Source organism: Pseudocitrobacter sp. CD920760, assembly GCF_057782505.1.
The window spans coordinates 45918-70471 of record NZ_JBWXSY010000002.1; the positions used below are offsets into that span (position 1 = coordinate 45918).

The 24554-nt window shown below is 49.7% G+C and carries 32 protein-coding genes and 1 pseudogene; 14 read left to right on the forward strand and 19 right to left on the reverse strand.

All coding sequences use genetic code 11. The features are described from left to right. Positions 1-2 precede the first annotated feature (2 nt). Both AC1MKH_RS25190 and mobF read left to right on the forward strand, forming a co-directional pair. Positions 3-2312 carry a type IV secretion system DNA-binding domain-containing protein gene (locus AC1MKH_RS25190; protein WP_488452271.1) on the forward strand — a complete coding sequence of 770 codons (2310 nt, stop codon included), beginning with the start codon at positions 3-5 and terminating at the stop codon, positions 2310-2312. Continuing rightward, the gene (gene mobF, locus AC1MKH_RS25195; RefSeq protein WP_488452272.1) at positions 2312-7345 is read left to right on the forward strand and encodes a MobF family relaxase; all 5034 of its coding nucleotides are present in this window, start codon (positions 2312-2314) and stop codon (positions 7343-7345) included. Before AC1MKH_RS25190 ends, mobF begins: the two co-directional genes overlap by 1 nt. 87 nt (positions 7346-7432) lie before the next feature. Here the strand turns inward: mobF and AC1MKH_RS25200 are convergent, their stop codons facing one another. From AC1MKH_RS25200 to AC1MKH_RS25230, 7 genes are read right to left on the reverse strand one after another with little or no spacing between them, the layout of a single operon-like run. Then, positions 7433-7924 carry a hypothetical protein gene (locus AC1MKH_RS25200; RefSeq protein ID WP_488452273.1) on the reverse strand — a complete coding sequence of 164 codons (492 nt, stop codon included), beginning with the start codon at positions 7922-7924 and terminating at the stop codon, positions 7433-7435. Then, positions 7921-8400 carry a conjugal transfer protein TraP gene (locus tag AC1MKH_RS25205; protein WP_488452170.1) on the reverse strand — a complete coding sequence of 160 codons (480 nt, stop codon included), beginning with the start codon at positions 8398-8400 and terminating at the stop codon, positions 7921-7923. The genes AC1MKH_RS25200 and AC1MKH_RS25205 overlap by 4 nt, the downstream gene beginning before the upstream one ends. Further along, positions 8397-8768: a hypothetical protein gene (locus tag AC1MKH_RS25210; protein WP_488452171.1), complete on the reverse strand. Its 372-nt coding sequence runs from the start codon at positions 8766-8768 to the stop codon at positions 8397-8399. The genes AC1MKH_RS25205 and AC1MKH_RS25210 overlap by 4 nt, the downstream gene beginning before the upstream one ends. A gap of 22 nt (positions 8769-8790) precedes the next feature. Beyond that, on the reverse strand, positions 8791-9321 hold the full coding sequence (locus AC1MKH_RS25215) for a restriction endonuclease (RefSeq protein WP_488452172.1): 531 nt from the start codon (positions 9319-9321) through the stop codon (positions 8791-8793). Then, positions 9321-9617: a hypothetical protein gene (locus AC1MKH_RS25220; RefSeq protein WP_488452173.1), complete on the reverse strand. Its 297-nt coding sequence runs from the start codon at positions 9615-9617 to the stop codon at positions 9321-9323. Before AC1MKH_RS25220 ends, AC1MKH_RS25215 begins: the two co-directional genes overlap by 1 nt. Further along, the gene (locus AC1MKH_RS25225) at positions 9614-9985 is read right to left on the reverse strand and encodes a hypothetical protein (protein WP_488452174.1); all 372 of its coding nucleotides are present in this window, start codon (positions 9983-9985) and stop codon (positions 9614-9616) included. Before AC1MKH_RS25225 ends, AC1MKH_RS25220 begins: the two co-directional genes overlap by 4 nt. Further along, positions 9982-10698, reverse strand: a complete 717-nt coding sequence (locus tag AC1MKH_RS25230) for a transglycosylase SLT domain-containing protein (protein WP_488452175.1) — start codon at positions 10696-10698, stop codon at positions 9982-9984. The genes AC1MKH_RS25225 and AC1MKH_RS25230 overlap by 4 nt, the downstream gene beginning before the upstream one ends. A 131-nt stretch (positions 10699-10829) precedes the next feature. Between AC1MKH_RS25230 and AC1MKH_RS25235 the strand changes: the two genes are divergently transcribed. Together AC1MKH_RS25235 and AC1MKH_RS25240 are read left to right on the forward strand one after the other, a co-directional pair. Continuing rightward, complete coding sequence (locus AC1MKH_RS25235) at positions 10830-11276, forward strand: hypothetical protein (protein WP_488452176.1); 447 nt, start codon at positions 10830-10832, stop codon at positions 11274-11276. Next, positions 11273-11683, forward strand: coding sequence for an H-NS family histone-like protein (locus AC1MKH_RS25240; protein WP_488452177.1), 411 nt, complete (start codon positions 11273-11275; stop codon positions 11681-11683). Before AC1MKH_RS25235 ends, AC1MKH_RS25240 begins: the two co-directional genes overlap by 4 nt. A gap of 144 nt (positions 11684-11827) precedes the next feature. On the opposite strand, the gene umuC is transcribed toward AC1MKH_RS25240, so the two are convergent. Next, positions 11828-13090, reverse strand: coding sequence for a translesion error-prone DNA polymerase V subunit UmuC (gene umuC, locus AC1MKH_RS25245; RefSeq protein WP_488452178.1), 1263 nt, complete (start codon positions 13088-13090; stop codon positions 11828-11830). Further along, complete coding sequence (gene umuD / locus AC1MKH_RS25250) at positions 13077-13445, reverse strand: translesion error-prone DNA polymerase V autoproteolytic subunit (protein WP_488452179.1); 369 nt, start codon at positions 13443-13445, stop codon at positions 13077-13079. The genes umuC and umuD overlap by 14 nt, the downstream gene beginning before the upstream one ends. Positions 13446-13724: 279 nt before the next feature. Between umuD and AC1MKH_RS25255 the strand changes: the two genes are divergently transcribed. Then, complete coding sequence (locus AC1MKH_RS25255) at positions 13725-13946, forward strand: hypothetical protein (RefSeq protein ID WP_488452180.1); 222 nt, start codon at positions 13725-13727, stop codon at positions 13944-13946. Between the two features lie 42 nt (positions 13947-13988). On the opposite strand, the gene AC1MKH_RS25260 is transcribed toward AC1MKH_RS25255, so the two are convergent. The 3 genes from AC1MKH_RS25260 to AC1MKH_RS25270 all read right to left on the reverse strand — a co-directional run bounded on the left by AC1MKH_RS25260 (position 13989) and on the right by AC1MKH_RS25270 (position 15010). After that, a complete protein-coding gene (locus AC1MKH_RS25260; RefSeq protein ID WP_488452181.1) occupies positions 13989-14405 on the reverse strand; it encodes a hypothetical protein in 417 nt (138 codons plus the stop codon). Positions 14406-14487: 82 nt separating this feature from the next. Further along, positions 14488-14748 (reverse strand): hypothetical protein, encoded by a 261-nt coding sequence (locus AC1MKH_RS25265; protein WP_488452182.1) that lies wholly within the window; start codon positions 14746-14748, stop codon positions 14488-14490. Positions 14749-14752: 4 nt separating this feature from the next. After that, positions 14753-15010, reverse strand: coding sequence for a hypothetical protein (locus AC1MKH_RS25270; RefSeq protein WP_488452183.1), 258 nt, complete (start codon positions 15008-15010; stop codon positions 14753-14755). Positions 15011-15065: 55 nt separating this feature from the next. Between AC1MKH_RS25270 and AC1MKH_RS25275 the strand changes: the two genes are divergently transcribed. The 3 genes from AC1MKH_RS25275 (at position 15066) to AC1MKH_RS25285 (ending at position 16277) form a co-directional block, all read left to right on the forward strand. After that, positions 15066-15587: a thermonuclease family protein gene (locus AC1MKH_RS25275; RefSeq protein WP_488452184.1), complete on the forward strand. Its 522-nt coding sequence runs from the start codon at positions 15066-15068 to the stop codon at positions 15585-15587. Between the two features lie 24 nt (positions 15588-15611). Next, the gene (locus AC1MKH_RS25280) at positions 15612-15818 is read left to right on the forward strand and encodes a hypothetical protein (RefSeq protein ID WP_488452185.1); all 207 of its coding nucleotides are present in this window, start codon (positions 15612-15614) and stop codon (positions 15816-15818) included. Positions 15819-16070: 252 nt separating this feature from the next. Next, the gene (locus AC1MKH_RS25285) at positions 16071-16277 is read left to right on the forward strand and encodes a hypothetical protein (protein WP_488452186.1); all 207 of its coding nucleotides are present in this window, start codon (positions 16071-16073) and stop codon (positions 16275-16277) included. 6 nt (positions 16278-16283) lie between these two features. On the opposite strand, the gene AC1MKH_RS25290 is transcribed toward AC1MKH_RS25285, so the two are convergent. The 7 genes from AC1MKH_RS25290 to AC1MKH_RS25320 all read right to left on the reverse strand — a co-directional run bounded on the left by AC1MKH_RS25290 (position 16284) and on the right by AC1MKH_RS25320 (position 20204). Then, positions 16284-17066, reverse strand: coding sequence for a tyrosine-type recombinase/integrase (locus tag AC1MKH_RS25290; protein WP_488452187.1), 783 nt, complete (start codon positions 17064-17066; stop codon positions 16284-16286). Between the two features lie 11 nt (positions 17067-17077). Further along, entirely contained in the window at positions 17078-17350 is a 273-nt protein-coding gene (locus AC1MKH_RS25295; RefSeq protein WP_488452188.1) for a hypothetical protein, read from the reverse strand. Positions 17351-17377: 27 nt separating this feature from the next. Beyond that, complete coding sequence (locus AC1MKH_RS25300; RefSeq protein ID WP_488452189.1) at positions 17378-18001, reverse strand: hypothetical protein; 624 nt, start codon at positions 17999-18001, stop codon at positions 17378-17380. Positions 18002-18056: 55 nt separating this feature from the next. Further along, a complete protein-coding gene (locus tag AC1MKH_RS25305; RefSeq protein WP_488452190.1) occupies positions 18057-18293 on the reverse strand; it encodes a hypothetical protein in 237 nt (78 codons plus the stop codon). Positions 18294-18364: 71 nt separating this feature from the next. After that, entirely contained in the window at positions 18365-18655 is a 291-nt protein-coding gene (locus AC1MKH_RS25310; RefSeq protein ID WP_488452191.1) for a hypothetical protein, read from the reverse strand. Then, positions 18652-19917 carry a 3'-5' exonuclease gene (locus AC1MKH_RS25315; protein ID WP_488452192.1) on the reverse strand — a complete coding sequence of 422 codons (1266 nt, stop codon included), beginning with the start codon at positions 19915-19917 and terminating at the stop codon, positions 18652-18654. The genes AC1MKH_RS25310 and AC1MKH_RS25315 overlap by 4 nt, the downstream gene beginning before the upstream one ends. Positions 19918-19928: 11 nt before the next feature. After that, entirely contained in the window at positions 19929-20204 is a 276-nt protein-coding gene (locus tag AC1MKH_RS25320) for a hypothetical protein (RefSeq protein WP_488452193.1), read from the reverse strand. Between the two features lie 556 nt (positions 20205-20760). Between AC1MKH_RS25320 and AC1MKH_RS25325 the strand changes: the two genes are divergently transcribed. From AC1MKH_RS25325 to AC1MKH_RS25350, 6 genes and pseudogenes are all read left to right on the forward strand, one after another. Next, complete coding sequence (locus AC1MKH_RS25325) at positions 20761-21261, forward strand: hypothetical protein (protein ID WP_488452194.1); 501 nt, start codon at positions 20761-20763, stop codon at positions 21259-21261. Between the two features lie 51 nt (positions 21262-21312). Then, entirely contained in the window at positions 21313-21822 is a 510-nt protein-coding gene (locus AC1MKH_RS25330) for a hypothetical protein (RefSeq protein ID WP_488452195.1), read from the forward strand. Positions 21823-21962: 140 nt separating this feature from the next. Then, positions 21963-22061, forward strand: a pseudogene (locus tag AC1MKH_RS25335) (toxin-antitoxin system HicB family antitoxin); the annotation flags it as partial. A 42-nt stretch (positions 22062-22103) separates the two neighbouring features. Then, positions 22104-22433, forward strand: coding sequence for a hypothetical protein (locus tag AC1MKH_RS25340; RefSeq protein WP_488452275.1), 330 nt, complete (start codon positions 22104-22106; stop codon positions 22431-22433). Between the two features lie 14 nt (positions 22434-22447). After that, positions 22448-23995, forward strand: a complete 1548-nt coding sequence (locus AC1MKH_RS25345) for an RES family NAD+ phosphorylase (protein ID WP_488452196.1) — start codon at positions 22448-22450, stop codon at positions 23993-23995. A gap of 133 nt (positions 23996-24128) precedes the next feature. Then, positions 24129-24530, forward strand: a complete 402-nt coding sequence (locus tag AC1MKH_RS25350; RefSeq protein ID WP_488452197.1) for a hypothetical protein — start codon at positions 24129-24131, stop codon at positions 24528-24530. Positions 24531-24554: the final 24 nt, after the last annotated feature.

Here is a 24554-nt window from a genome sequence, read left to right on the forward strand (position 1 = left end):
ACATGAGCGACAAGAAGCAGGATAACAGCACTGTTTCGGAGCTAAACCGTGGCGGTCAGGTCTTGATGCACTTCATCCGAATGTTGCATCAGACCTTAATGCGTTACTTCAAAATAGTGTTCATTGTTTTCGCTTTATCTACCGGGCTAATGACATACCGATTCACCGACAGCACCGACTGGTACATGGGCCTTAAATACTACTATTCCTCGATGTTCGTTAATCATCTTGGCATGGTCAACGGCAAAACGTCATTGCGCCTGCCTGATGGCCGTCTGGTAAACGTCACCGATAAGCAAATAGTCTCATCTGCGGTGATGCAGGATCATGCGTCAATACTTTACAGCAACCTGCTTCGAAGTCTGTTGTTTTCGGCATTGATTGCTTTAATTGCGGCCTGGTATCTATTCCGTTTTGTTCTGAAGAAAGGCAAAGACGAAAGTAAGGAGGAGCATGTTCGCGGTGCAAAAGCTGTTGGCATAAACGATTTAATTGCCGCAGCTAAAGACAGGGTTAAGGAAGATGGCCGTCCTTCGCGAATTTCGATAGCAGGTGTTCCCCTGATCCGCTTTCAGGAGAACTCCGGCATTGCGATGATAGGTTCACCTGGTACAGGCAAGTCTACTACGGCAAGGGATGTTCTTCGTCAGGCGCGTGACCTGCGTCAAAAGGCCGTGTTGTATGACATTTCCGGTGAGTTTACTAAGCGCTTTTATCGCCCTGGTAAAGACGTCATTCTTAACGTTTTTGATACCCGATCTCATACATGGGATTTCTGGGCCGAAGGTAAAAATCCCGCGATGTATGACCGCCTGGCAAAGGCGGCTATTCCCGATCACAACTCTGGAGGCGACCCCTTCTGGACAGAAGCACCACGTCTGCTATTTTCTGCACTGCTGGAACAGCTTGGACGCCGGTTTAAACAGCCGAAAGTTGAACATCTGATGAATATCATTCTTAGGATGTCCAACGATAAAATCGCTAAGGTAGTCGCCACCACCGATGCCCGTAACGTTATGAATCTGGAACTGGATAAGTTAGCGGGTTCTGTACGTGCTGTTATCACTGCTTACACCCGTAATTTTAAACATCTGGCGCTACCGACCGGCCCCCGCTTTTCATTTCGAGAATGGGCGCATGATGAGGATTCTGACGCCTGGGTTTTTATTACTGTGCGTGATGATATGAAAGAAACACTCAAGCCGATGATGACAATGATGCTTGAGTCGGCCATTTCAGCAATTCTGACCCTTGAACCCTCCGAAGACCGTCTGATCGTCACCGGCATTGATGAGGCGGGAACCCTGCAAGAGATACCTTCTCTATGCGATTATATTTCAACCTGCCGTAAGTTTGGCGGCTTCCCGTTTTTGGGTTTTCAGTCCAATGCACAGGCTGAATCAACATACGGGGATAAGAAAGCACAGATTCTGATGGACTCCATTGGCTCACTTGCTGCTTTCCGCATCAATGGGGTTAAAGGCGCTAGCTGGCTGGCCGATCAGTTGGGCGATCAGGAAGTCGAAAAGCCCAATGAAAACACTAGCTACGGCGCAAACGAAGTCCGTGATGCGACCACGATTAATCGGGCCAGCAAGGAGCAAAATCTTGTTCTGAAAAGTGAAATCATGTCGTTGCCCGATAACACCTGCTACCTGCGTCTTGGGCGTGGGTTGCCTGTAGCAAAAATCAAAATGCCATTCGATAAGATGAAGCTGCTGCATCCTGGCATTATTGAGTCAAAAGCGCTGCGGGACGAGAACTTTATGGCGCTGTATTCACAGGAGAACGAGATAAAGCCGGAAGATGTTTTAGACACCATCTACAAAGAAATGGACAGTGCCGAACTGAAGCCTCAGAAGCCACAGGGGAAAGCGCCTCCTGATGAAGACAGTGGAAAATCCAAAACACAAATTCTGGACGATGTTATCAGTACGTTTACCGGTGACAAGGGGGCAAATCCACAATCCGGGGATCATGCTGATTCACCTGCATCTGTCATTAATGATGTACCAGCATCAGAGCCTGCCGCAGCGACCATGCCTCCCGATAGTCCAGATAACGTGGAAAAATCAAATACCCTCAATCCGATTGCTCAGGCAATGCAGGCGAAAAGTGTAAAAGCAGAAAGTGACACTGAAGAAGATGACGAATCAGATTTCAATCAGATGTATGCCGAAGACCCTCATTTTCATCAGTTGATTGAAGACTTTAATCAGCGCCATGAACAGAACGGCGCGGCCAGAAACGATACGACGACCAAAAATATCGAAAAATCCATTAATCAGCCTGATATCGGTGGAGGATTTTAATGCTCAGTCTTGCGAAAGTGGAAAGCACGAAAAAGGCAGCGGCTTATTATAGTTCGCCTGATAAATATTATGACAAAGACTCTGGTGATATAGGTTCATCGTGGGGAGGAAAAGGGGCAGAACATTTAGGTTTGAGCGGCCCTGTGAATTCTGAGGATTTTGTTAAGTTACTTGAAGGGCGAATAAATCCTGAAACGCATTTAGGCAAGATTGGGAGTGGGGGCGTAATAGAGCATGTTCCAGGATGGGATTTTACTCTATCGGCTCCGAAAAGTGTTTCTGTACTTGCTCTGGTTGGTGGTGATAAACGTCTTGTTGCTGCACATATTCAATCTTGTAAAGAAGCGATGGCATTCGTTGAGAGGGAATATGCGATGACGCGTATTTCAAATGAGGGTAAAACTGAATACGAAAAAGTCGATAATTTAGTGTACGCCAGTTATATTCATACCGAATCACGAAAACACGATCCCCAGCTTCATTCACATAATGTGGTGATGAATGCAGTTATGGATTCATCCGGGCAGTGGCGTAGCCTTGAAACCAAGAAAATGTTTGAGGCGCAGTTAGCCATCGGAATGGCCTATCGCTCAATATTCGCCAAGAAGGTAGTTGGTCTTGGTTATGATATTGAATTGCGCGATGAGAAAGACGTCGATAACAAAAATGGTTTCTGGGATATAAAAGGTGTTCCTGAATCATTAATGGGGGCATTTTCAAAGCGTAGGGCGCAGGTACTGGAGAGCGCAAATCAGTTTGGTCTGTTCGATGCAAAATCGATGGAGAAAGCGGCTCTGTACAGTCGTGACTCCAAAACGGACATTCCCCTGGAAGAACTGAAAGAAATCTGGGATGCGACCGTCGCGGAACATGGCGTTGATCTTGACTCAGTTATTGAACGCGCTCGCGAGCGACAGAGGCCACAAATTGAAAGAAGTCAGCCTGACACTACGGGCGAGGCTAAAAACGTGACACAGCCGCATACAGGGGATTCTGGTAAATCATTTACGGCTACGCAGCGAACCGCGACCGGGGATGAGCTGACGGCAGATGATAATCTTTCTTCGGCCCCGGATGATGTAAATTTATATCATGACAGCAATATTGAGTCGTCAGTAACACATCAAAGCAAGGCTCAAAACGAGCATTTGCCTGTGCATTTTGACGAACAGCCTGCCGACCCACTTGCCAGAGCTACCGATAAACTGGTGCGTGAATATTTGAGTCATTACGAGTTTAGCGATCAGGAGGTGCAAAATCTGGTGAGGGATGTGCGGCTTGCCTATCGGGTAAAGGCGGCTGATGAGGCTGTTTTCTTAGCCAGCGCAGTTCTGAAAGAATCGATGCGTTTAACGCTCGGCCATGCGTCACCCGATGATATCGGTCAGGTTATTCGGGCGATGACCAACAGTGGTGAACTTCTCCCCCGCGCTTCAAGAAGTAAAGATCCAGGCCCGGCCTTTACCACTCCGGCTGCTTTTGAAAAAGAACGCGCGATGGTGTTCGCCATGCTCGATGGTCAACAGACTCGACCAGCCGTAGGAGTGAGAGACGATGTAGCCGCCTGGATAACCCAGTTTGAAGGTGTTAAAACGCAGCAGTTTGGCGCGCCTTTTACGTTTTCGTCAGACCAGCGGCAGGCCATAATCGATGCGGCAAGTAGCCAGGATTTAGTGTCTGCAATACAGGGTTACGCTGGTACGGGAAAAACAACACTGCTTCAGTGCCTGATTGGGTATGGCGAGTCAAAGGGCTTCACCTTCCTCGGCCTTGCCCCTACTGGCTCGGCCACAGACACCCTGGCGAAAGAAACCGGTCTGACGACCAGCACAGTCGATTCATTCCTGTTCCGACGGATGAAGGGAACGGTCAGCAGTCGTGAGGTCTGGCTGGTCGATGAGGCCAGCCTGGTCGGGGCCAGCAATATGCATGCGCTTGTTAAAGAAGCTGAGCGAAGCGGCGCAAAATTGTTACTCCTGGGCGATGACAGGCAAATGGAGGCAGTTGACTGGGGGAGGCCATTTGCCGTTCTTCAGGACTTTAAAATGCCAACGTCGAAGGTCACGACAATTATTCGCCAGGAGAATGAAAATCTGCGTCAGGCCGTGTATGACTCCATTGACCGCAATTTTTCGGGAGCTTTTCAGCGTCTGAAGGGATCGGTTTTTGATATGGAAAAACACAGTATCCTCAATGACTACCTGGCTCTTTCTGAGCACGACCGCGACAATACGCTGGTCATAATCCCGGACAATATTGGTCGTGATACGTTCAACAAGGAAGTACATGATAACCGTGTACAACGTGGAGAGTTACCGGCCAATGAAGTCATGGTTCGTGGCCTCTCCAGTGCAAACCTGAATGAAGCCGAACGTGGTGATTACCGATATTACTCAAAGTATCATGTTGTCGAATTCCAGCAAGACCACGATGGATTCAAAAAGGGTGAGTTCTGGCATGTGACTGAGCGCGACCGTGACACAGGTAAAGTGTTGATGACGCGTGACGGTGTTGAAATGTCATTTGACCCCTCGACCATCAGCGGTAATGCAAAATTTGCGGTGGACGTGTTTAAGCCGCAGAGCCTGTCATTTTCACAGAATGAAAAACTCGTTTTCACCAAATCCAGAAAAGATCTCGGTGTTAAAAATGGTGACGAGTTTACGCTGACGAAAATTGATGCCGCCGCGAAGACCTTTACCCTTGAGAACGGCAGCGGCAAAAGCATTACCCTTGATTCTACTGCACTTCACAACCTCTCTCATAACTATGCGCTGACGGCCTATAAAGCACAGGGTAAGACCGTAAACAACATCATGGCGCAAGTTGAATCATGGCGCAGAAATCTGGTTAACGAGCGCAGCTTTTATGTTGCGCTGAGCCGTGCAAGACAAGGTGCAAGGCTGTATGTGGACGATGTGCGCAAGGTTATCGGCGCTCTGGCCGAGCACGATGCGAATAAAACTACCTCGCTGGAAGGGTTTTCCGGGGGCGATCTTAAACGTGCTGCGGCACAACTGAATGCGGGACACACGGATACACGCCAGCTTTATGCCGATATCACTCAGGCGACGGAGAAACTGGCGCTTAAGCATGGTGTTTTCAGTCATACCGCCCTGGTGACGGAAACCCTCAAAAATACCCTGGGTACATACGATATCCGCGATGTTGAGACGGCAGTATATAACCTGCGGCAGCGCGGGGAGATCGGCTTGTCATATGTTAACCATGATAAGCCTCATCGCGAGAATTTTTATACTCTCCCTCAGAACATCCGGCATGAAACCCAGATAGTGCGCCATATGTTACAGGGGAAAGACCGTTATCCGGCTATTGCCGGTAAGTCGCTCATCGAGCGCTATATGGCCGCGCGTGATGAAAAAGTCCGGGGAGGACTTGCCGAGCCGCTTTCGGCAGCGGCAAAATCGGCGCTAAACACGGTGATGACCAGCCGTGATGAGGCGGTGCTGATCACCGGCAGCGATTTAAGCGGCCATCGCGACGTGATGCGGGAGCTTGGGAAGGACATTGCTAAAGAACGGGGATACCGGGTAAAGGGATTTTCTACCACGGCTGAAGGTGTCAGGCAGCTTCGTGAGCACATTAAGTTTTCGGGGAATATCTACCAGCACCTCGATACGATGGAGCAGCGGATTGCTGAGCGTCAGACCCTGAAAGCCGGTAAGGAACTCTGGGTTGTCGAAAACGTGTCGCAGATGGGGGCTGAGAACGTTATTCGCCTGCAACAAGCGGCACGATACGCCGGGGCCAGGGTGATTATGGTTGCAGATCGCCAGGAGAACGCGCTGGCATGGGGTAACATGCCCTCATTGTTGACTGACCAGGGGATAACCAATGTTGATTTCGACCTTGCTAACCGATCTCTGAACCCATTGATTAATCACGCATCAGAAAAGATGGTACAGGGTAAAATTGACGAAGCCCTGAACCATATTAGCCCGATGGTCAGTGAAGTCAGCGACCCGCACAATGCCAGCAATGACCGCAAGGTGCGCCTCAATGTACTGGCTGATACCTGGCTCAATCTTTCGTCTCAGGATCGAGAGAAAACCGCCGTCATCATCCCCGACTACTTTTCCCGTAACAAAGTTGATGTTGAGATCCGCAAAGGTCTTCAGAAGGAAGGGTCACTTTCCGGTGCAGCGATAAACACCGATTTTTATCGCAACGCAAACCTTGACCCGTTTGAAAAGAAATCAGTGGTGAACTACAAAACCGGTCAGGTCTTGATGTTTGAAAGCCAGAGGCCCGGCATTGATAAAGGCGGTTATTACTCTGTTGAGGCGATCGATAAAGCGGGAAATGTCCTGCGACTCCGTTCGGTGGCCGATGGAACACGCGTGAGCATCAATGCCAGCGAGATAGCAGGCAGTCGCAACAACTCCGTTCAGGTGTTTCATGTTGAGAAAAAGCAGGTTCAGCAGGGAGAGAAGTTGCGATTTACCCGGTCAGTTCCGGCAGACAAGCTTGTTAGTGGGGATGGGAAATCAGTACCGTCCAAGTCTCAGGGCGTGGTGGAGTCAATAAACGGAACGATGCTGAACGTCCGGCTCGCTAATCACCGGCTGATTACTGTTGATGCTGATAAATGGCGGCATATGGAATGGGGTTACACCCATAACATGTTTAACGTCAAAGATAAGCAATTCGACAATGTAATCACGCTGATGGAGTCATGGAAAAAGAACTTTGCCACGCAGGAATCGTTGCATAACGCATTAACCAAAACGGCGGTTAATCTGAGAATTATTACGGATGATAAGGGCAAACTTTTTGACAACCTGCGATCCACTCCGGGCTTCCGGCAAACCGCGCTTCAGGACAGGAAGGTTTCAATGAGCAAAAGTGACATGGATAGTTTCGATAAGCAGTTTGGCACTGGGTTAAGTTTCGGCTCCCGGACAATGATGAAGCTGGAGGCCGCCGTTGATAAAGCGGTGACATCGACGCTGAGCCGGGTTGTTGAGAAGACGCAAGAGGTGGTACAGCGCACACGACAAAAATCACTTTAACCGAATGGTCAAAACCCCGCTGCGGCGGGGTTTTTGTTGTGCTATTGAATGTGGTTTGCGCATGCGCAAAAGTGGGAATTTCGCGAATCAGCCGGAAGTCTGCCTCTGGCACTCGTTGACGGTGTAGCGCCGCTGAACATCGTCATGGAGGCGGAATATCATGGCGATGTCCGACGACAATTCTTCAAATTCATCATTATCACGGGCCAGCTTGTCATAAATATCGGGGCGAAAGCGCGAAGCAGGCGCAATGTCATCACGTCCAATGAGACTGTTACCGATAGCCCACGATGACAGCTTGCCGAGCATCACTTCCAGTTTGATGTCCTGCTCCAGCCGCGTGATGTGTGGCGTCGGTGAGGGGGCTGTTAAAAGGGCTGAGTTATAGACGCGGATTCGACGAAATTGTGATGCGAGGCCGTATTCTGGACAGCGCAATATCTCTCCGATGATTTTCTGCTGGACTCGCAGGACGCTATTTTCATTATGTAGTGCGTCTGTCTCTTTTCGCCTTTGCCTTAGCCTGAACGCCTGTAGTGCAACCAGCCCGAACAACAGAACGCAGATGAATTCTGTCATAGTGCGTCCTTAGAGTGGGTTTTCAGGCTAAAAGAAACAGGAGGGAAATTGCGCAGGAGATAGGACAGACCTATGCAGATAAAAGCGAATACCGCCCACAGCATTCCCAGAACGTTAATCATTGAGCGATCAATGTGCCTGGCATACCCCGCGTCGTCTGATATCACTTCAGGGCATTCCGCAGCCAGAACAGATGCAGGCGGGGGAGCGATGGTTTTTATTTTACCAGTACCCTCAAAGCCGGATGCTTTTTGAACGGGCTGGCACTCACGCCATTTCCAGTGAACACCATCAGTCACGGCATCTGCATTTTGAATCACGGCCACGATAAACTGACCCGGTGTGGTTTTATCGTGAATGAAAAGCAGAGCGATAAGCAAGAATAGCATTCCCGCAGGTACTATCAGTAAATTGCGCACTGCCCAGAAACTCCAGGACGCTGTGGCGTTTACCATTTTCCAGGGATTAACTTTCATACTGAATCCCCTCTGGTCGCAACCTGACAATAATGCCAGGCATCGCCATAAACCCGTTCAGCGGGAATATCCCTCAGTGCTCGATCCCATGCTTCCTTATCGCGGGGCTTCATTCCTTCAGTCATGAGAGGAATAAGGCGATTTAACCAGGCATCGATATATGCCAGACGATGCAGCACAACACGGCGTTCGTCGCCAGGCAATGCGGAAACAGACTGTGCAACCTCTCGACATTCTAGGATGCGTTTATATGGCCCACCACCGCCATCATAGGAAAGTTCAAAACGCTCAAACTTCCAGTCTTGCATGATGATGTGGTTACGAAGTTCTTCACAGATTTGGTTGTGCCGGGCTTTACGAATAAACATGGTGTGATCCTTAACAGGGGTATCAGAACGTGAGTTTCAGCGTCGAATCAAAAAGCGCCAGCAGCCGGTCGCCCGAAATGATTTCAATTCGCCGGGCCGAGCCTGCATTGACGGCGGCGCGAACGGAGGAAGGAGTGCTGCCGGTGTGTACGAAAATACCGTCACATTGTGCCTGGTTCAGCACATCGGCAAATGCGCTAACGTGTTCAGCGCGGATGCGTCCTGAGTAGCGTTTAGCCTGGACAAGCCACAGTCGGTTTTGATGTTGGAACCGGCCATCGATACCACCATCCCCGCTGTATCGTTCATTTCGGGCAATCACAAACCCTTTACGCTGTAGCAACGTCAGAATCAGTTCCTCAAATGCGTAGGGATCAACTTTGCGCAGGTAGGCGATTTTCTGCCCCGGATGCTGTAGCTCAGCCACTTTGCTAATAATCCGCTCAGCGGATTCACGCTTTTTCTGGTGACGGTTTTTTTTGCCAAATAGCAGCGGGTACAGGACAAGAAAGATAAACACGGCAGCAACTGCAAGCAGGGAGGTATTACTCATCAAAAGTTATCTCCGGGAGTGGAGGAATCGGTGTCAGATAGTGATGTTTGCAATGAGTCCGTTCCGTGGCTGGAATGATGGACGTCTGTCTTGTTGGCAGTCGCAGGGATATCGAGCATCCCTTCGCTCTGCCCCTTTTCGGAAAAGCCTTTATTTTCATATTCGTGTGAAAGGCGATATTTGCGAACCGGTGCTTGAGTAGAGGTGCGTGACGGACGTTTACTGATCCCGGCCAGCAGAAGAATGGCTATCAGGCCCAGTCCGAGCAGCAATGCGCCAACGAGCTTCCCTGTCATTTTTCGTCTTCATCCTGTTTATCAGTGTCAGTGGCGGGAGCCTGAACGACGTCGGTACTGGACACTGGGAGGGTGAAGAAAGTCGCAATCAGAGTCAGACTGTGGATTGCAATCAGTGCATATAAAAAGGGCGTTCCGTCGCTGAATGTTTTGTAAAACGAAAAAAATGCAGCGCTGATGATCAGCAGGCCAACGTGCAGGGCATTACTGGTAACGATGTGTCGCAGGGCGATGTGCAGTGCGATAAACGCCGGTAACACGCAGAAAATAGCCAGGTTATCCGGCAACAGGTGAGGTTCTGGCATTAGACACAGATAGTAAGCCAGCGCCAGAACAGCCATCAGTATGGTGAAAAGGTAATGTGTCATAAGCCACCGACCAGTTTTGCATGAGAATCAAAGGAATTGCTTACGGCGACAGAGAACGTAAAGCCCGGATGAGCATCTTTAAATTCAAATTTTTGCCCTGCGGTCGTGCCCGGTTTGTTCCGGGATGGGGCGTAGGCATATTTTGCGGGAGCGCCATTCAGGATGGTGGCAACGTATTCCTGCGTTTCTCTGAACGGGATAAGGCGAATAAAATCATCGTTAGATATCTCACCACTGCGGGGATCGCCAAACCGCTTTAGCCACTGGTCAACCCGGCCTGGCCCGGCATTGTAGGCAGCAAGAGCGAGGATGTGATTGCCATCATATCGATCCAGTTGTGAATCCAGATATGCCTTTCCAAGAGCCAGGTTATACGTTGCATCATTCCGGTATCGCCAGTGATCCCAGGCAAGCCCTGCAAGTCTTGACGCTTCGGGCGCAGTTTCCGGCATAATCTGGGCGACACCAACAGCCCCCTTTGGTGATGTTAGCGGCAGACCATTACGACCAAACTGATTACCGCGACTTTCCTGATGTGTCAGCCGTTCAAACAGAGCATCCCTGGTCAACACCGGCGCACCGGTAGTGGCTTTAACATCTGTTGCAATGACGGAGATTTCCCCCACAGCCGCAGATGTTGTGCTTTCTGATGCGATGGCCGGTGTACCTGACAGCGACAGCAGAACTAGAGACAGCAGTTTTAGTGATTTCAATCAACCATCCTCAATCTAATTACTATGATACAAAAATGTATCACGTATCTGTTATAATTCAAATAATGGCTGATTGTGAAATTCGATATTTTGTGCAATCATTAATTAATTTAATTAAGGGGTGATTGTGCATGAGTGATAAAATTAGCTTACTTAACAAGAGGAAAGCTAAGGTAATAGCGCAAACAATGTCGCTTTTAAGTAAGACCAGCGCCCCCTTAATTGAGGTGCTTGTTAAGTACGTTGTATTTAAAATCAAACTTTCTGATATCACTGATTTTAAGCACTCGGCAATTTACCGGGCAAAAAGTACCTACAAGGAAAATCGTGATAAGGTGATCACCCTTTCCGGGCTGTATTCCCCATTGTATGGCCGCGAAAAAGCCTGTCCTGATCAGGAGCCGTTCAGCCTGATCGTGAATGTCGATGATGAAGACCTGAAGGAAGGATTTGTCTGGTACAGCACCACGGCTGAGAAATCATTTCAGATGAGCGATCTGGATTACTTTGTGCTGACGGATGCGGGGTTTGCTCCTTACACTCAAATCAGTAACAGCGGAAAACGGACACGCAAATGAAGAAAAATATCCCTACCGTGGCTGAAGTCATTCAGTTTCTGAGAAGTGTTCCCCGCCGGTCATCGTTGTTTAAAAAAATGGATTTGCGTGAACTGAGCATCATTCGCGCCGATCTGACTTCCGTGCTGGAAACCCGAATCAACCAGCAGGAACAGGATAGTTTGGACGAAAAGGAACGGTTGTCTAAAATCCAGCGTCACCTGTCTTTACTGAAGCAGGATGGTATTGCGCCCGATGAACTGATCAAGGCTAAAAAGCGCCCCTCAGTTGGGCCGGTGCAGAGCTACCGTGTTAACGGGCAACTTATCCATTACAAAGGGGTAGGGAAGTACCCGCGTGTGCTCAAGGAGATAATTGATCGTGAAGGAAAAGACGGCCTGAAACAGTATGAAGCAAATGAGGATTGAGTAGTTTGTAGCGCTTGAGGGAACAACGCAGTTAAGTTTATCTTTCCCGCCCCGCCATCTCTGACGGGGTTTTTCCCCCAGACTCCAGCACTACGGCCTGACGGTCATTTGCGCATGCGCAAAATTGATGTGAGGCAGGTACAGTCATTTCAGCCATGCCACCGGTAAATCCTTCCATTGCGTTGTATAGCAGGGTGAAAGCCATTGTTGCTTCATCTTGTACCTGCGTTGTATCCCTTCCCCGGCAAGAAATAACGTGCCACGCTGCTTCTGGTTTAATGCGTCCATCAATTGCATCAGCGCCAGATTATTTTTCCCTGGTGTGTGATGGCTGAACAAGTCGAGTTGTTCACGGCCATCACCTAAATCACCCAGCATGACACCGGCTTTTGCATACTGAATACCTGGCTTCCAGATTAACGCTAATGCTTGTCTGGCGGCGCAGACAAGCTCCCGTGAGTCCTGAGTCGCCGGGAGGGGGATCGTCCTGATAGCGGAAAAATAAGGCGTGTATCGCTGATGACGACTGCTCTGCATAAATACTGTGATGCTGCTGGCATAGGTTTTATTCCGGCGAAGTTTTTCACCGGCGCGGCAACTAAAGGCACAGATGGCCTGCTGCATATCCTCCAGTCTGGTGATGCGTTCACCAAAGGAACGGGACACGACAATTTGCTGTCGGGAAGGGGGATTGTCATCAAGAGCGAAACAGGGTTCTCCGCGTAATTCTCGCACTGTGCGCTCTACAACGACACCCATCAGGCGACGGATAAAGCGGGTATCAGCCTGAGCAAGCTCAAGCGCGGTCTTGATGCCAACCGTCTTTAACCGTACAGCCAGGCGACTCCCAATCCCCCAGACATCGCTGACGTCCATTAGCGCCAGCAAACGGTCGCGTCGGTGAGGATCATCCAGCACTACCACCCCCCGCGTTTTTGTGTATTTTTTGGCGGCTGCGGTTGCAGCTTTGCAAAGAGTTTTTGTAGGAGCAATGCCGATACCGCAGGTCAGTGATGTTTGCTGATAAACCTTCTGTCGCAGTTCCCGGCCAAATATCTCGTAATCAAACTGAGGGCTGAAACCAGTGAGAGAACCAAAAATTTCGTCAATGCTGTACGTTTCGCTGCGGGGCATACTTTCCCCTACAACACTATGAAATCTTGAAGAAAATTCTGCATAAAGGGTGTAGTTAGACGAGAACAGATGCACCTTATGTCGGTGGATTTGAGGAAGCACTTCGAAAAGGGGTTGCCCCCTTTTTAAATCCAGGGCTTTCGCCGCGCTGTTAAGCGCCACAATCGCAGAATCGTTGTTCGAGAGTACAGCAACCGGCTTCCCGGCCAGGTCAGGTCTGAAGACCTGCTCCACACTGCAATAGAACGCATTCACGTCGCTATGAAGATACATGAAGATGATCCCGGATGCTGAACGTCACCACGCCAAATATCTCCAGCATATCGGTAGCCAGAGCGATCACCGGCAAATCAGGGTTCATCGACACTAAAGCCGGAGAGGGCCGTAATTGCAGACGTTTCACCATCAATTCACCGTCTACTCTGGCGATGACAATTGCCCCGTGTGTAGGTTTGACTGAGCAATCCACCACAAGTAAATCTTGCGGCGCGATCCCTCCATCTATTAAAGAAACCCCGTTGCAGCGAAGAAAGTACGTGCTGGCAGGGCGCTTGACACAATAGGCATGCAGATCCAGCGGAGCGTCTTCGCTACCTTCAGAAGGTGATGGAAATGAACCCATATTCATAATAAGCACCATTAAACTGTTTATATGTACAGTATATTTGTATGGCGAATGATTTCAAGCTCACTGAGGCAACCCGCAAAGAAGCTGCTGATTTTCGGTTAATTCTAGTTCTGCGTTCGCGGTCAAGAGGGAGGCAAGACTTTGCGCATGCGCAAATATCGAAAGTCTGGCGTGATTTAGCGTTACCTTTCGTTGTCGGATTAATCTGATTATCCGAATGTTACTTAATGCAAATTACTGTTAAAATCATTCTTATTACTACTGCTTAAAAGGTGTGTTTTGAACCACAGGAATACCTTCAAAGAAGAAACCCAGCTTGCCAGAAAACACCTGGCGCAACTGGAATCGCTGGCGCGAAAACTGGAAGCGCTTGATGAACAATGGACACAGATTATCGGTGACGATAACCCAGGATACGGGGAGTTATATTCTTCGATTGATAAACTCAAGCGGAATTTGCATCACAGTATTGGCGGCTGGCGACAGGATTCCAGGCTATAGGTATTCAGTTCTGCCGATACTCTCGGCAGAACGATAAGCAAATTACCGGCGACCTGCACGGTAAAAGGCATATAGCGCAAAAGCAAAGTAGGCGTACTGATAGATATCCGACAGAAGGGTAGATGACGTCCGGGGTGAATGCGCGGTGAAAGCATTGAATGTTGCGCTACTTATCGCAAAGTAAGCGCCATGAATGACGGCTATAAGGGCGCTTACCATGAAGAAGTCACTTTTGCCGCTTTCCTGTCCCTTTCGGAAATACCGGATCATGCTGGCCGTCAGACACGCCGCCAGCCCCATTACCAGTAGCATGTTTAACTGTATAAAAAGAGGGGCATCCAGCACGCCTCCTTCAGTATAAAACAGGGTAGTGAAGTAACCCGTTATCACGGCCATTCCGAGGGCTTCCATGCGCCAGCCTGGTTGAACTAGTTCACGGAAATTCTTAAATACGGTCATGTTTTATCCTTTCATCAAAATTGCATTGATTGCTGACTGATACCGAAAAAAACGCACTGATGTACCGGTTGTGGCATGCCGGTCATGCCTCATGCGTACTGATATCGGTCTGAGCGGCAGTATGTTTAATGCAGTTCGGACAGACCCAGCCACCATTAACCTTTCGCCAGCCTGCGTCTTTCGCATCGCTGAACAGGTCATTCATACAGTCACTGGCACTGCGTTTGGTATCTGCGGCCATGACAAACGGATCGTCATTATCATCTGACCAGCATCGGGTATTGGTAAAACTGGAGCGTCCTTCTCCCCGCAATTCACAACGTAAGGAAATAAAAATCGCCATCGCGTTAACCCGCCGTACTTTCAACCTGGTTCGGGAAATGCAGGTGCTCATCAAATGCCGCACCCAGTTTCTCAGCATTAGGGATAAACTCGCCGCCGCCGTTTTCTACGGCATCGCAAATGTCGCTGTAACGTGTAACGTCAAAAAGAGTCACCTCACAATCACCGGTAGTCGCGAAGCCGATACGACTGGACGGACAGTTTGCCAGCATGGTGTTGAGTTTCTTTACCCATGCTTTTTCTTCTTTGGTCAAGGTAGCCATGTTTATTTACTCCTGTGTAGTTCACTAAGTGGATAAATCTTGACATGATATAAATATGTATCATGATACTAACACTTATCTGTTATATGTCCAGAGTGGAAAAATGAAATATGTGTTGATGACAGCCCCCCTGATAATGTTGTGCCTGCCTCTCGCTGCGCTGGCTGATATCAGTGGAAAGGTGGTGCGGGTGCTGGATGGTGATACCGTGGAGATCATGGCAGAAGGTGTTACCACTCGCGTCAGGCTGAACGGGATTGATGCTCCCGAAAAGATGCAGCCTTATGGACAGCGATCCAAACAGGTGCTGACGGAAATGGTGGCCGGAAAAAGGGTGCTGGCAGTGGGTGATAAACAGGACAGGTATGGGCGATTACTGGCTACCCTGATGCTCGATGGCCGTGATATTAACGCTACGCAGGTATATTCTGGCATGGCGTGGGTTTATCGTTATCAGGGCCAGGCCACTGAGCCTGCATACCTTCGCTATGAACGGGATGCCCGAACTGCACGGAGAGGGTTGTGGTCAGAAAAGGAGCCGGTTGACCCTGCTATCTGGCGGCAGCAGAACAAGTAAAAACGTCAATCCGGGGAAACGACGATGACCGACGAAAAGCAACGTATTGAAAGGGCAATCGAACTGGCCTGCCGGTTTGGTGGAAGTGATGAGGTACATCATCTTCACTGGGTGCTTGATCAGATGGTTCGGGAACTGGCTGGGGAGCGCTATCATGAAGTTGTTGCCAGTACCTGCGATGGTGAAGATGGCCCGGATACCTGGCGCTGGGACACGGGTATCGCACCGTAATACGGGGATGGTATTTCAATGAAAAAGATAAGCGGCGGTATTCAGGAATGCCCCCACTGTGGCGGGGATTAGTTTTATGTTAGGGCCACGGCCAGCGGCACAACATCCGTGTTCTATCGCTACGATGGGGCAGAGGCGTTCAACGGCCATATGTGGGATAATGTGAAACTGAACGAGAAAAAAACAGCGTACTGCACCGATTGTGAAAAGCGTATTGGCACGGTCGAAGATTAACGTGAATCAGGGGATCGCATGGAATATGTGGATCTGTTTTTGAGTGCCGTCATGAACCCGCCATCGTTTAATGAATGGCAGGTTATGAATGACGTAAGGGATATGGCCGTGACGGGGACAGCGGTGCTGTTCCGTTTATCGGCAGTGCTGGCATTGTCGATTCTGGCGCTGGGGCTGACCTTACTGGGTGGCCGGTATCTCTGGTCTGTGTGTTCAGGCCGATAATGCTGGTTAATCCAGGTGCGGCTTCATTACCCCCAGTTGCAACGCCTGTCGCGCCTGTTCCACGTCAAACCCAAAACTGACCTGATGCTGCCCGGCGACGTCAAACAGGAATAGCCGGGTATACACTTCCGTACTTTTAAACGACTTATGCCCCATCAACGCCTGAAGCACTTTCGGGTGTATCCGGTTAAACAAAATGTGCATCGCAAAACTGTGCCGGAAGGTTTTCGGCACGATGGGTGTGACACTAAACGTTACACTGTCACGCGCTGCATCCTCTAATGCCCGGTTCAGCCACCGGGCAACCGTGTCAGCCGAGACGGACGCCGGTACTTTATCCTCGCCACGCCGACGACCCGGCCAGAGTAAATCGGTTTTCCGAATCCCAAAGGTAGCAATCAGCGACTGCATCCGGGCGCGGTAATCCGCATCCCATAGCGCCACATTACGCACGGGAAGATCGTCTTTCTGCGGTCGGCCACGGCCCCGGTTGCGCTGTTTCAGGGTTTTGAGCGTGACGTAAGGCATCGCGGCATCAAAGGCAAAATCCTGCGGTGTGAGGGCCAGTGCCTCATTTGGCCTGGCGCCGCAATTCCATAAGGTTTCGAAGTAGCACCGCTCGCGCAAATCGTGCATGTAGCTCAGCAGGAGCGCGACTTCAGGCGCAAGCAGGTACGGCGGTGCATCTGAGGATGAAACCGCAAGCTGGCGCATGGCGAAGACCCGTGTCCAGTCGATAGCGGATACCGGCATCAGCATGGCGCTGGGTAATGATGAAGGCTCAGACATTCGCTGACAACCTATTTTTTGAAGGTGCGCGGTCGAACTTCATTCATGCGATCACCAATTGAGGGGTGTTTAGCGATATTGTTCTCAAGCTTTGTTAAGTCAGCGGGGGCAGGTTTATAGGCAGGCTCAAGGACGGCTTTTTCTTTGACCGTGACGGTCAGAACGTCGCCCGAAATATCAAAGGTAAACTCTTTGCCATTGTCTTCGATAGCGGGCTGAGCAAGCTGCCCGTTCTGCAAAAGGTCAGATACCTTGATCTTGGTGGTAAGCGGTGATTTAGCCATAGTGAACTCCTGATTGAATAAATGACATTACAGATACGAGTAAAGGGTGTCGGCCAGATACAGGGCATAGCTCAGCCGGGGATCGGTGTCCGGGGTGAAATATTCATCGCGAATGGTAGGTTCCATCATCAGAGAGTCATCCAGCAACTCCAGATGTGGCAGGTTGCGAAATATCATTGTTACCACGGCGGCGGTGATACTGTGCGGTACAGCCGGATATCCGTTGATGTATCTGACAAGCTGCAACGCGATACATGCAGGAGGAACTACCGGTGCATAGCGCAGAAGCAGTGCCATACATTCGCCATCCGTCTGAAACTGACTGATACGACGATCTTCCTCAGACCAGGTGCGCAGGGTATCATCGGTTGTCGTGCGCACGAACAGCGCGTCGTTGAGTGCGCTTAGCAGTGTTGCCAGGTCATGTTGCCAGTTCTGCTGATCTGAAAGAAACTTACGCCCCTGTCGAGACAGACTTTTGTTTAATACCGCCATGAAGCTATCAGGACGGGGATGAACGTATATCAGAGGCCGGATATCTTCTACAATGGCCCGGCGCTGCGCCTTACTGCCCAGCGCCTTATACCTGCGACAAATGGCATGAACCATGACCATGCAGTATTCATCGTTATCAAAGAATGCAGTGTCCAAAATTTGTCCTTATCTCAGCAGTAGCTCCCGAACATCGATTTTGCGCATGCGCAAATCAGTCAGGTAATACCGGCCATTTCTCGCCGTTTCGCATAATGTCTTCAATCGACCCTGCGCGGTCGTCGTGGCTGTAACGCCCCCAGTAGCGCTTAACCATCACACTTTCCTGACCATCCATGCCGGTATCGAGACACTGAACAAACGCAAAGAGTTCGCCCTGTGCATCGCTCAGAATACATTTGCACTGCGGGTGTCCTTCTTCAAAGACCAGTCCATTAGCGGAAATTTTCATGGGTATAATTCCTTATGCGTATGAGTTGGTGGCGCAGCCGGTGCTGATGGCTGCGTGTCAGTATGCCAGGACTACGGCCAGAACGGATCGGTAAACCATGTCATGACAATGCGTTTGGCGCTGGTATCGAGCAGACCTGCCGCATCGAGAAAATCAAAATCATGGTTATCCCCCCGCCAGACCGACATATAAAATCTCGCCATAATTTGTTCGCCCCGGCTCAGCACACCGAGAGCGTCTTTCATTTCTATATAGCGCAGGCAGTTTTCCTCGGTATTCCAGTAATGTGCCAGCAGCGGAAACTCTTGCAGCATCTGATGGAACCTGTCGCGACTGGACAGGGTACTAACGGTACTGATCATGATTGCTTTCCTTGTTGTGATTTAAGAATCTGCAAAACCGTCTCCACCGACAGGGACTCCGGGGCTGAACGGTCAGGGGTACAACAACCGGGCGGGACAGTAAGCGGGGACGGAAGGGTGGCTTTTTCGACCAGATACAGGCAGTACCAGTCGCCGCTAAACCCGTTCTGGCGCTCGGCTGCGGGGATCAGTGAGGCTACCTGCGCTGCCGTCATTCCGGCTTTAAGCAGGGCGGTGCGTGTCAGCAGGGCATCACCGGGGAAACGCACCGGCTCCTGAAAGCGCAGCGGGAACCGCGCCCGGATACGTGCATCTTCAGCAGTGTCGTACAGCAGCCAGCCGGATTTTTTGCCGATGTAGGCAGCAGATGGTTTAAGCTCGTCCTGGAACCACTTTTCTTTCACAAAGTGGCTCGCAGGCCGCAGGGTATCAGGAATGGTTTTACGTGAGGTGAATACCTGCGACACCTGATCTTCAAGCGCCAGCAACGCCAGCGGCTTGCCAAAGAAGGTCAAGGCGAACGATTCACTGACCAGGGCCGGTTTCTGGTTGCGTGACCAGTGGGCCACGCCGTAGCGCTGAAGCCACCAGGTCTGAAGGAATCCTGTCATGTAGTCGCGCCAGCGGTCATGGCGCATTTCTTCAGTGCGCTCAGCCCGGCGCAGGGCGCTGACTGCTTCGGACGTCAGTCGGCGGGTGCGGTTCAGCGCATCCACGCGTTCGCGCTCCTGGGGATTGTGCAGGTACTGCCAGACGGCGCGGCAGGCCAGCGTGTCGGCCAGCGCACGGTGCGCGTTGCCCGGCCAGCTAAATCCCACTGCGGCAGCGGCAGAGATAAGCTTGTGCCAGCGCAGCCGGTTGAAGCGCTCATCCCATTCATTGACATGTTCTGACCAGGCTTCCATCGCGCACTGAACGGAACGGGCGCTGTCGAGTAATACGCCGAGGAATCCACAGTCAAACGCCGCGTTGTAGATAACCACGTCACGACCACGTACCGCCGCCTCTATCTTTGGTGCAAGCGTGGCAAGCGAGGGCGCACCGGCAACCATCGCCGGGGTGATCCCGTGGATAGTCTGTGCCTGCGGCCAGGTGTCAATTCCGGCAGGGGGCGCAATCAGCGAGTCGAGCAGAACATTGCCAGCGTCATCAGCGATGGCAATTTCCAGCATGGCCTCGGTGTCGGGATTGAGGCCGGTTCCTTCCGTATCGAGATAAACCGTATTGCAGCCCATCATCTTCTCCTTATTACCTGCTGACATGCGAAAGCCGGTTAATCCTGTTCTGGCCGGGCTGAACTGAACGAACATGCCGCAAGCTCAACTGGCGTCATCAGAGTGCGCTTGCCCGTTGAGCTAACAAAATGATGCGAGGTGCTGCTGCCACCGCCGCTGACAACCTTCAGAAAGGCATCGGCGGTGAGCAGGCGTCTTGCCAGTTCGCGCTTTTCAGGATCACCGCTTTCGTCTGCGGCGATGGCTTCAATGCGTTCAGGCGTCAGCACTGCATCATCAGGGTTCACATTGTGCGGTAATTCGTGTGTTGTCATGCCCAGTCATCCTCATCAATGAAACGGCCAGGCTCGTCACGGACTGGCCCGTTAAAAAGTGTACGATTTCCGGCAAGTCACCGGAACCGAAATAAATACCCAGGCGACATACCTCATTTGCGGAAGTTTACGCCTTTTTTGTCGTTTTACCGCATGGAAATTGCCGGGCCGGGTGACGTGTCAGACTGGCTTATCGCCTATCTGGTGTCCGATCATCCACTAAACCCCCTACATATCCACAAAATGCCCCGATGCGGCATTTGCGGGACTTTGTACGTTTTGCCGCAAGAGAGAAAAAAGAGAACGTCAGATATTGCGTGTAACACTTTACTGTTATACATTCTATGATATTAATTTGTATCATGCGAGAAGAAAAATGAAAGACCCAAAATTACCGGCATCACTCAGGAAATCGCACAGCGCGTCGATAACCTCATGGCTGTGGGAGAACAGGGGGCGGCGATTTGCGCCGGTCAAGTTCTGCGGTATCACCATCGGTATGCGTCCTGTCCGGTGTCAGCGTAAGATCACAATAACGAAGAATAAGGAATAAAGTGTGGATATTTCGGTTAAAGACGATGCCCGGCAGCGTATTGAAAAAGTAGTAACAGAATATCGCGGTGATGATAAACGGTCGAATTATGAAATGATCACCAGACCGGAATATGCCTTGCGCGGTTATCTTATTTCTGTGGTGGCCGTAGTATGTTTTTTGAGTGTATTTACCTACTTCGATACGCAAGACCCTTTAATGAAATGGTTCTCATTAGGTAGCGGCGGGGCGGCGGTGCTGGGTTTTTTATTCATGCTGTATACTGGTCTGTCCGTCCATTATAAAGAGCAGGTCTGGTACAATGATAACGTCAGCGAATCAGATGTATTATATCTGTGCGCAAATCCGGCGTTAAAGACTATTATCCGAACGCATCTTACTCAGGGTTATTCCTTAACGTACACGTTTTTATATTCCAATAAAGATGTATTACTGGCGAAAATCCCAGAAAAATCGGCAATGGAATCGTGGGCAGAAATGATCAGCAAAATAGATCAGGCGTAGACGACTGCGCGGTAGTGTGGCTATCCATAACGTAATAAGATTAGAACGAGGATGAATCAGGTGCATATATCCGATTATGAAGACACAAAGCAGCGTATTAAAGCGGTGGTGTCAACATACCGAAATGGCCCAGGGAAAGATAATTATACATGGGGAGTTAAGGAAAAGTATCGAGTTCCAACCGGATTCATGGTTATGTTGGGTATTACAGCCTTCTATAGTTTAAACATGATCGCAGCAGGATGGACAGGTGGTTTCGACGTAGCAGCATGGCTAATTGTTGCATCATTTATACTGGCAGTGTCCTTTCAGATTATTTCACGGAAAATAGCCCGGCTTAAAGAAAAGGTCTGGCATAACGATATCGTCAGTGATGATGATATATTACAGTTATGCGAGAATCCGGCACTAAAAGTGGTCATCAGAAAGTATATTGCCGATGGATGCACTATGACCTATACGGACTTGTCTGACAATATGGATTCTTATTTGCATGAAATGAAGGTGCTACTTAAACAGGAATCCAGAGAGAACCTTCTCAAAATGATTGATCAGGCTTGATGAGAGACTGATAAACAGCGTCAGACGACAGCGTACAGTCAAGCCGTGCCACTGAACCGCCACTACACAGGAGATTACATTCAGGGGCTGTGACGTTATTATGAGGTGTCCAGTTGACACTTACATCGAGAGCACCGGTTATGAAGCAGCAACCCCTCTATCCAAGCCAACGTAAGGGCAGGTTTAACCTGCGCGTACCCACCGACGTACACCGACGCATCACGCAACGGGCAGAAGACAATCAACGTCCTGTTAATACATACATAAATCAATGCCTACAGATGGCCGTCACCAGTGATTCAGAAGCAGCTACACCGGCCATGATTGATCGCTTTATCGCAAAACTTACCCGTATCCGTAACCGACTGGCAGACAGTGAACGACCAGCAGACGACCCTAGTGAAGCGGCGAAAGATGGCACGGCCACGCTGGTATTGCGTTTTGATGATGGGCTTAAAGAGGTGGTTGTAGAGGTGGCTAAACAAAAACGTAAATCGTTAAACCAGTTCATTGTCGATGTACTGGCCGGAACCCTCACGCATGAAGACGGCATTGACGATTTGACCCATGAATTTAACCGCACCCTCCATCGACTAAGCCAGGATAAATAGTAGGGAGGGCCACGATGATTAAATGCGAAGATAGAACACACTTACATTTTACCGTTCACCCATTTTATATTGATTATCGTCCTTTTGAGAACATAACTAACAACGACAATAGTGCGCGTGGAGAGACTGCGATGAATGAAGATAAATACCTATGCCATGTCTGCATTGGTGAAAAATATGTCAAAGCAGAGGTTAAGAGCAGCGGGACAGCGGCGCAGCCCTGTAGCTATTGTCTCAAGCGGCGTAAAAACGTCCCCGTCTCGCATATTGCAGGGATAATGAATCAGGTCTTTGAAGATTATTACATCCCTAGAGAGGCAGATTATTACTACGATTCAGTAAGCGGTTCGTCAGCGCAGGAGGTGATTTGTGAAAATTTAGAAGTAGATAATGAAGATATTGTCACCGATATTTATGATTGCCTGTGCGACGAGTTTAATGATTATCAGGATATTGACCCGCCACATTATAATGAAGATTACATATATATGTCGCGAGGATTTTCATCAGAGAATTTAAGCCGTGCATGGACGAAGATGATCCGCTCACTGACTGAAGAAGCGCGATTCTTTAACCGTACTGTAAAAGTATTTCTCGATGACTTATTTGTTGATTTAAATTATTTTAAAACAGAGAAAGATGAATCGCCTATACGAGTTATCGACGGCGAAACAGCGTTATATCGCGCAAGAGTTTTTGAGACATCAGCAGAGGCGGAAGAAGCGCTGGTTCATCCAGAACGTAATTTCGGCCCACCCCCTGCCGATAAAGCCCGTGCAGGTCGTATGAATGCTCAGGGAATATCCGTATTCTACGGAGCCACTACGCAGGATGTGGCTATATCAGAAGTCAGGCCACCTGTTGGCAGTCGCGTAGTCGTAGCGGCATTCAGGCCACTCAAAGAAATGCGTATTCTTGATATTTCGGCGCTTGATTCACTTATTTTTTCTCGTGAAAGCGTGTTTAACCCTAAAACAATCAGAAGCCTCGAACGTACCGCTTTCCTCAAAACTTTCTCGCGCAAGATGACCCTGCCGGTATTCGGTAAGCGTCAGGACAGCGAATACCTGATCACCCAGGCGATTGCTGAATATCTCGGCGTCTCAGAGAAATACCGACTGGATGGCATTAGTTTTCGTTCTACGCAGGTACAAAGGGAAGCGAAGGGCAGTCGTCGCAGGCAAAAGGAGTCGGGAGGCTACAACATCGTTTTGTTCAGCCAGTCAGCCGGAGTGAAGCATTCCGATAAGCATGCACGGGAATATCAGGTGCGCTTTATTCAAGACGTTGATGATGAGTCCGAGCATTTCCATCCATCCATCCACCAGGTCGTTGACGGCGTGACTGAGAAGGATGATAGCGTGGAATTCCGTTCGGACTTTTTGCTTTCCCAGCGGAAACGTTCTCTGGAATTGATCCCGGATGGTCTGACCTATTTCCATATTCAGGGTGTGTCTTATCAGAAAAGTGCAACCGAAATAAAGCAGGGAACACCTGTTAATCGACCCACAGATAAACGTAATCCGTTTTTGCCGCCACCTCCCGGAACCATAGATTTTTGACGTTCAGGCCACTTCAAGGGCTGACATTCCGGTAGCCCCCAGGATATCACGCGCTGTTGAGTTAACCTTGCAGATAACACTTATCTGTTATATCTTTGATATAAATTCATATCATACAGATGGCGGGAACGAAATGACTGACCAGGTTGATTCAGTAAAAGGCGCTGAGAATACGGGGTTTCTACGAGGTGTTATTTTTGCGGTTTCAGAAATGATGCGTGGTCACGGCGACACGGTTATTGGTAGGGATGTGCTGGACACTTTAGGCGGGGAGGTTCGTGATGCCTGCCGCGAGAGCAGCGAGTATGATGTGCGACCGCTGCGCCAAATCATAAACGATCTGCCGTTTGGGGATGATGCGGAGTACGACAACCTCAGAATCGTTCCTGTAGATGCTGACAGAAAAGAATGCGCCAAAAATGACGCATTCGAATTCGAAGTTCGGGGGGATTATGTCGGTGAGGTGTTTGTTATTTCCTGCTTTGACGAGCATGAGGTGGCAGAGAAATTTATTCTGGATAATACCGCTGATTAATCTGAATCGCTGAAGCCCTATTTT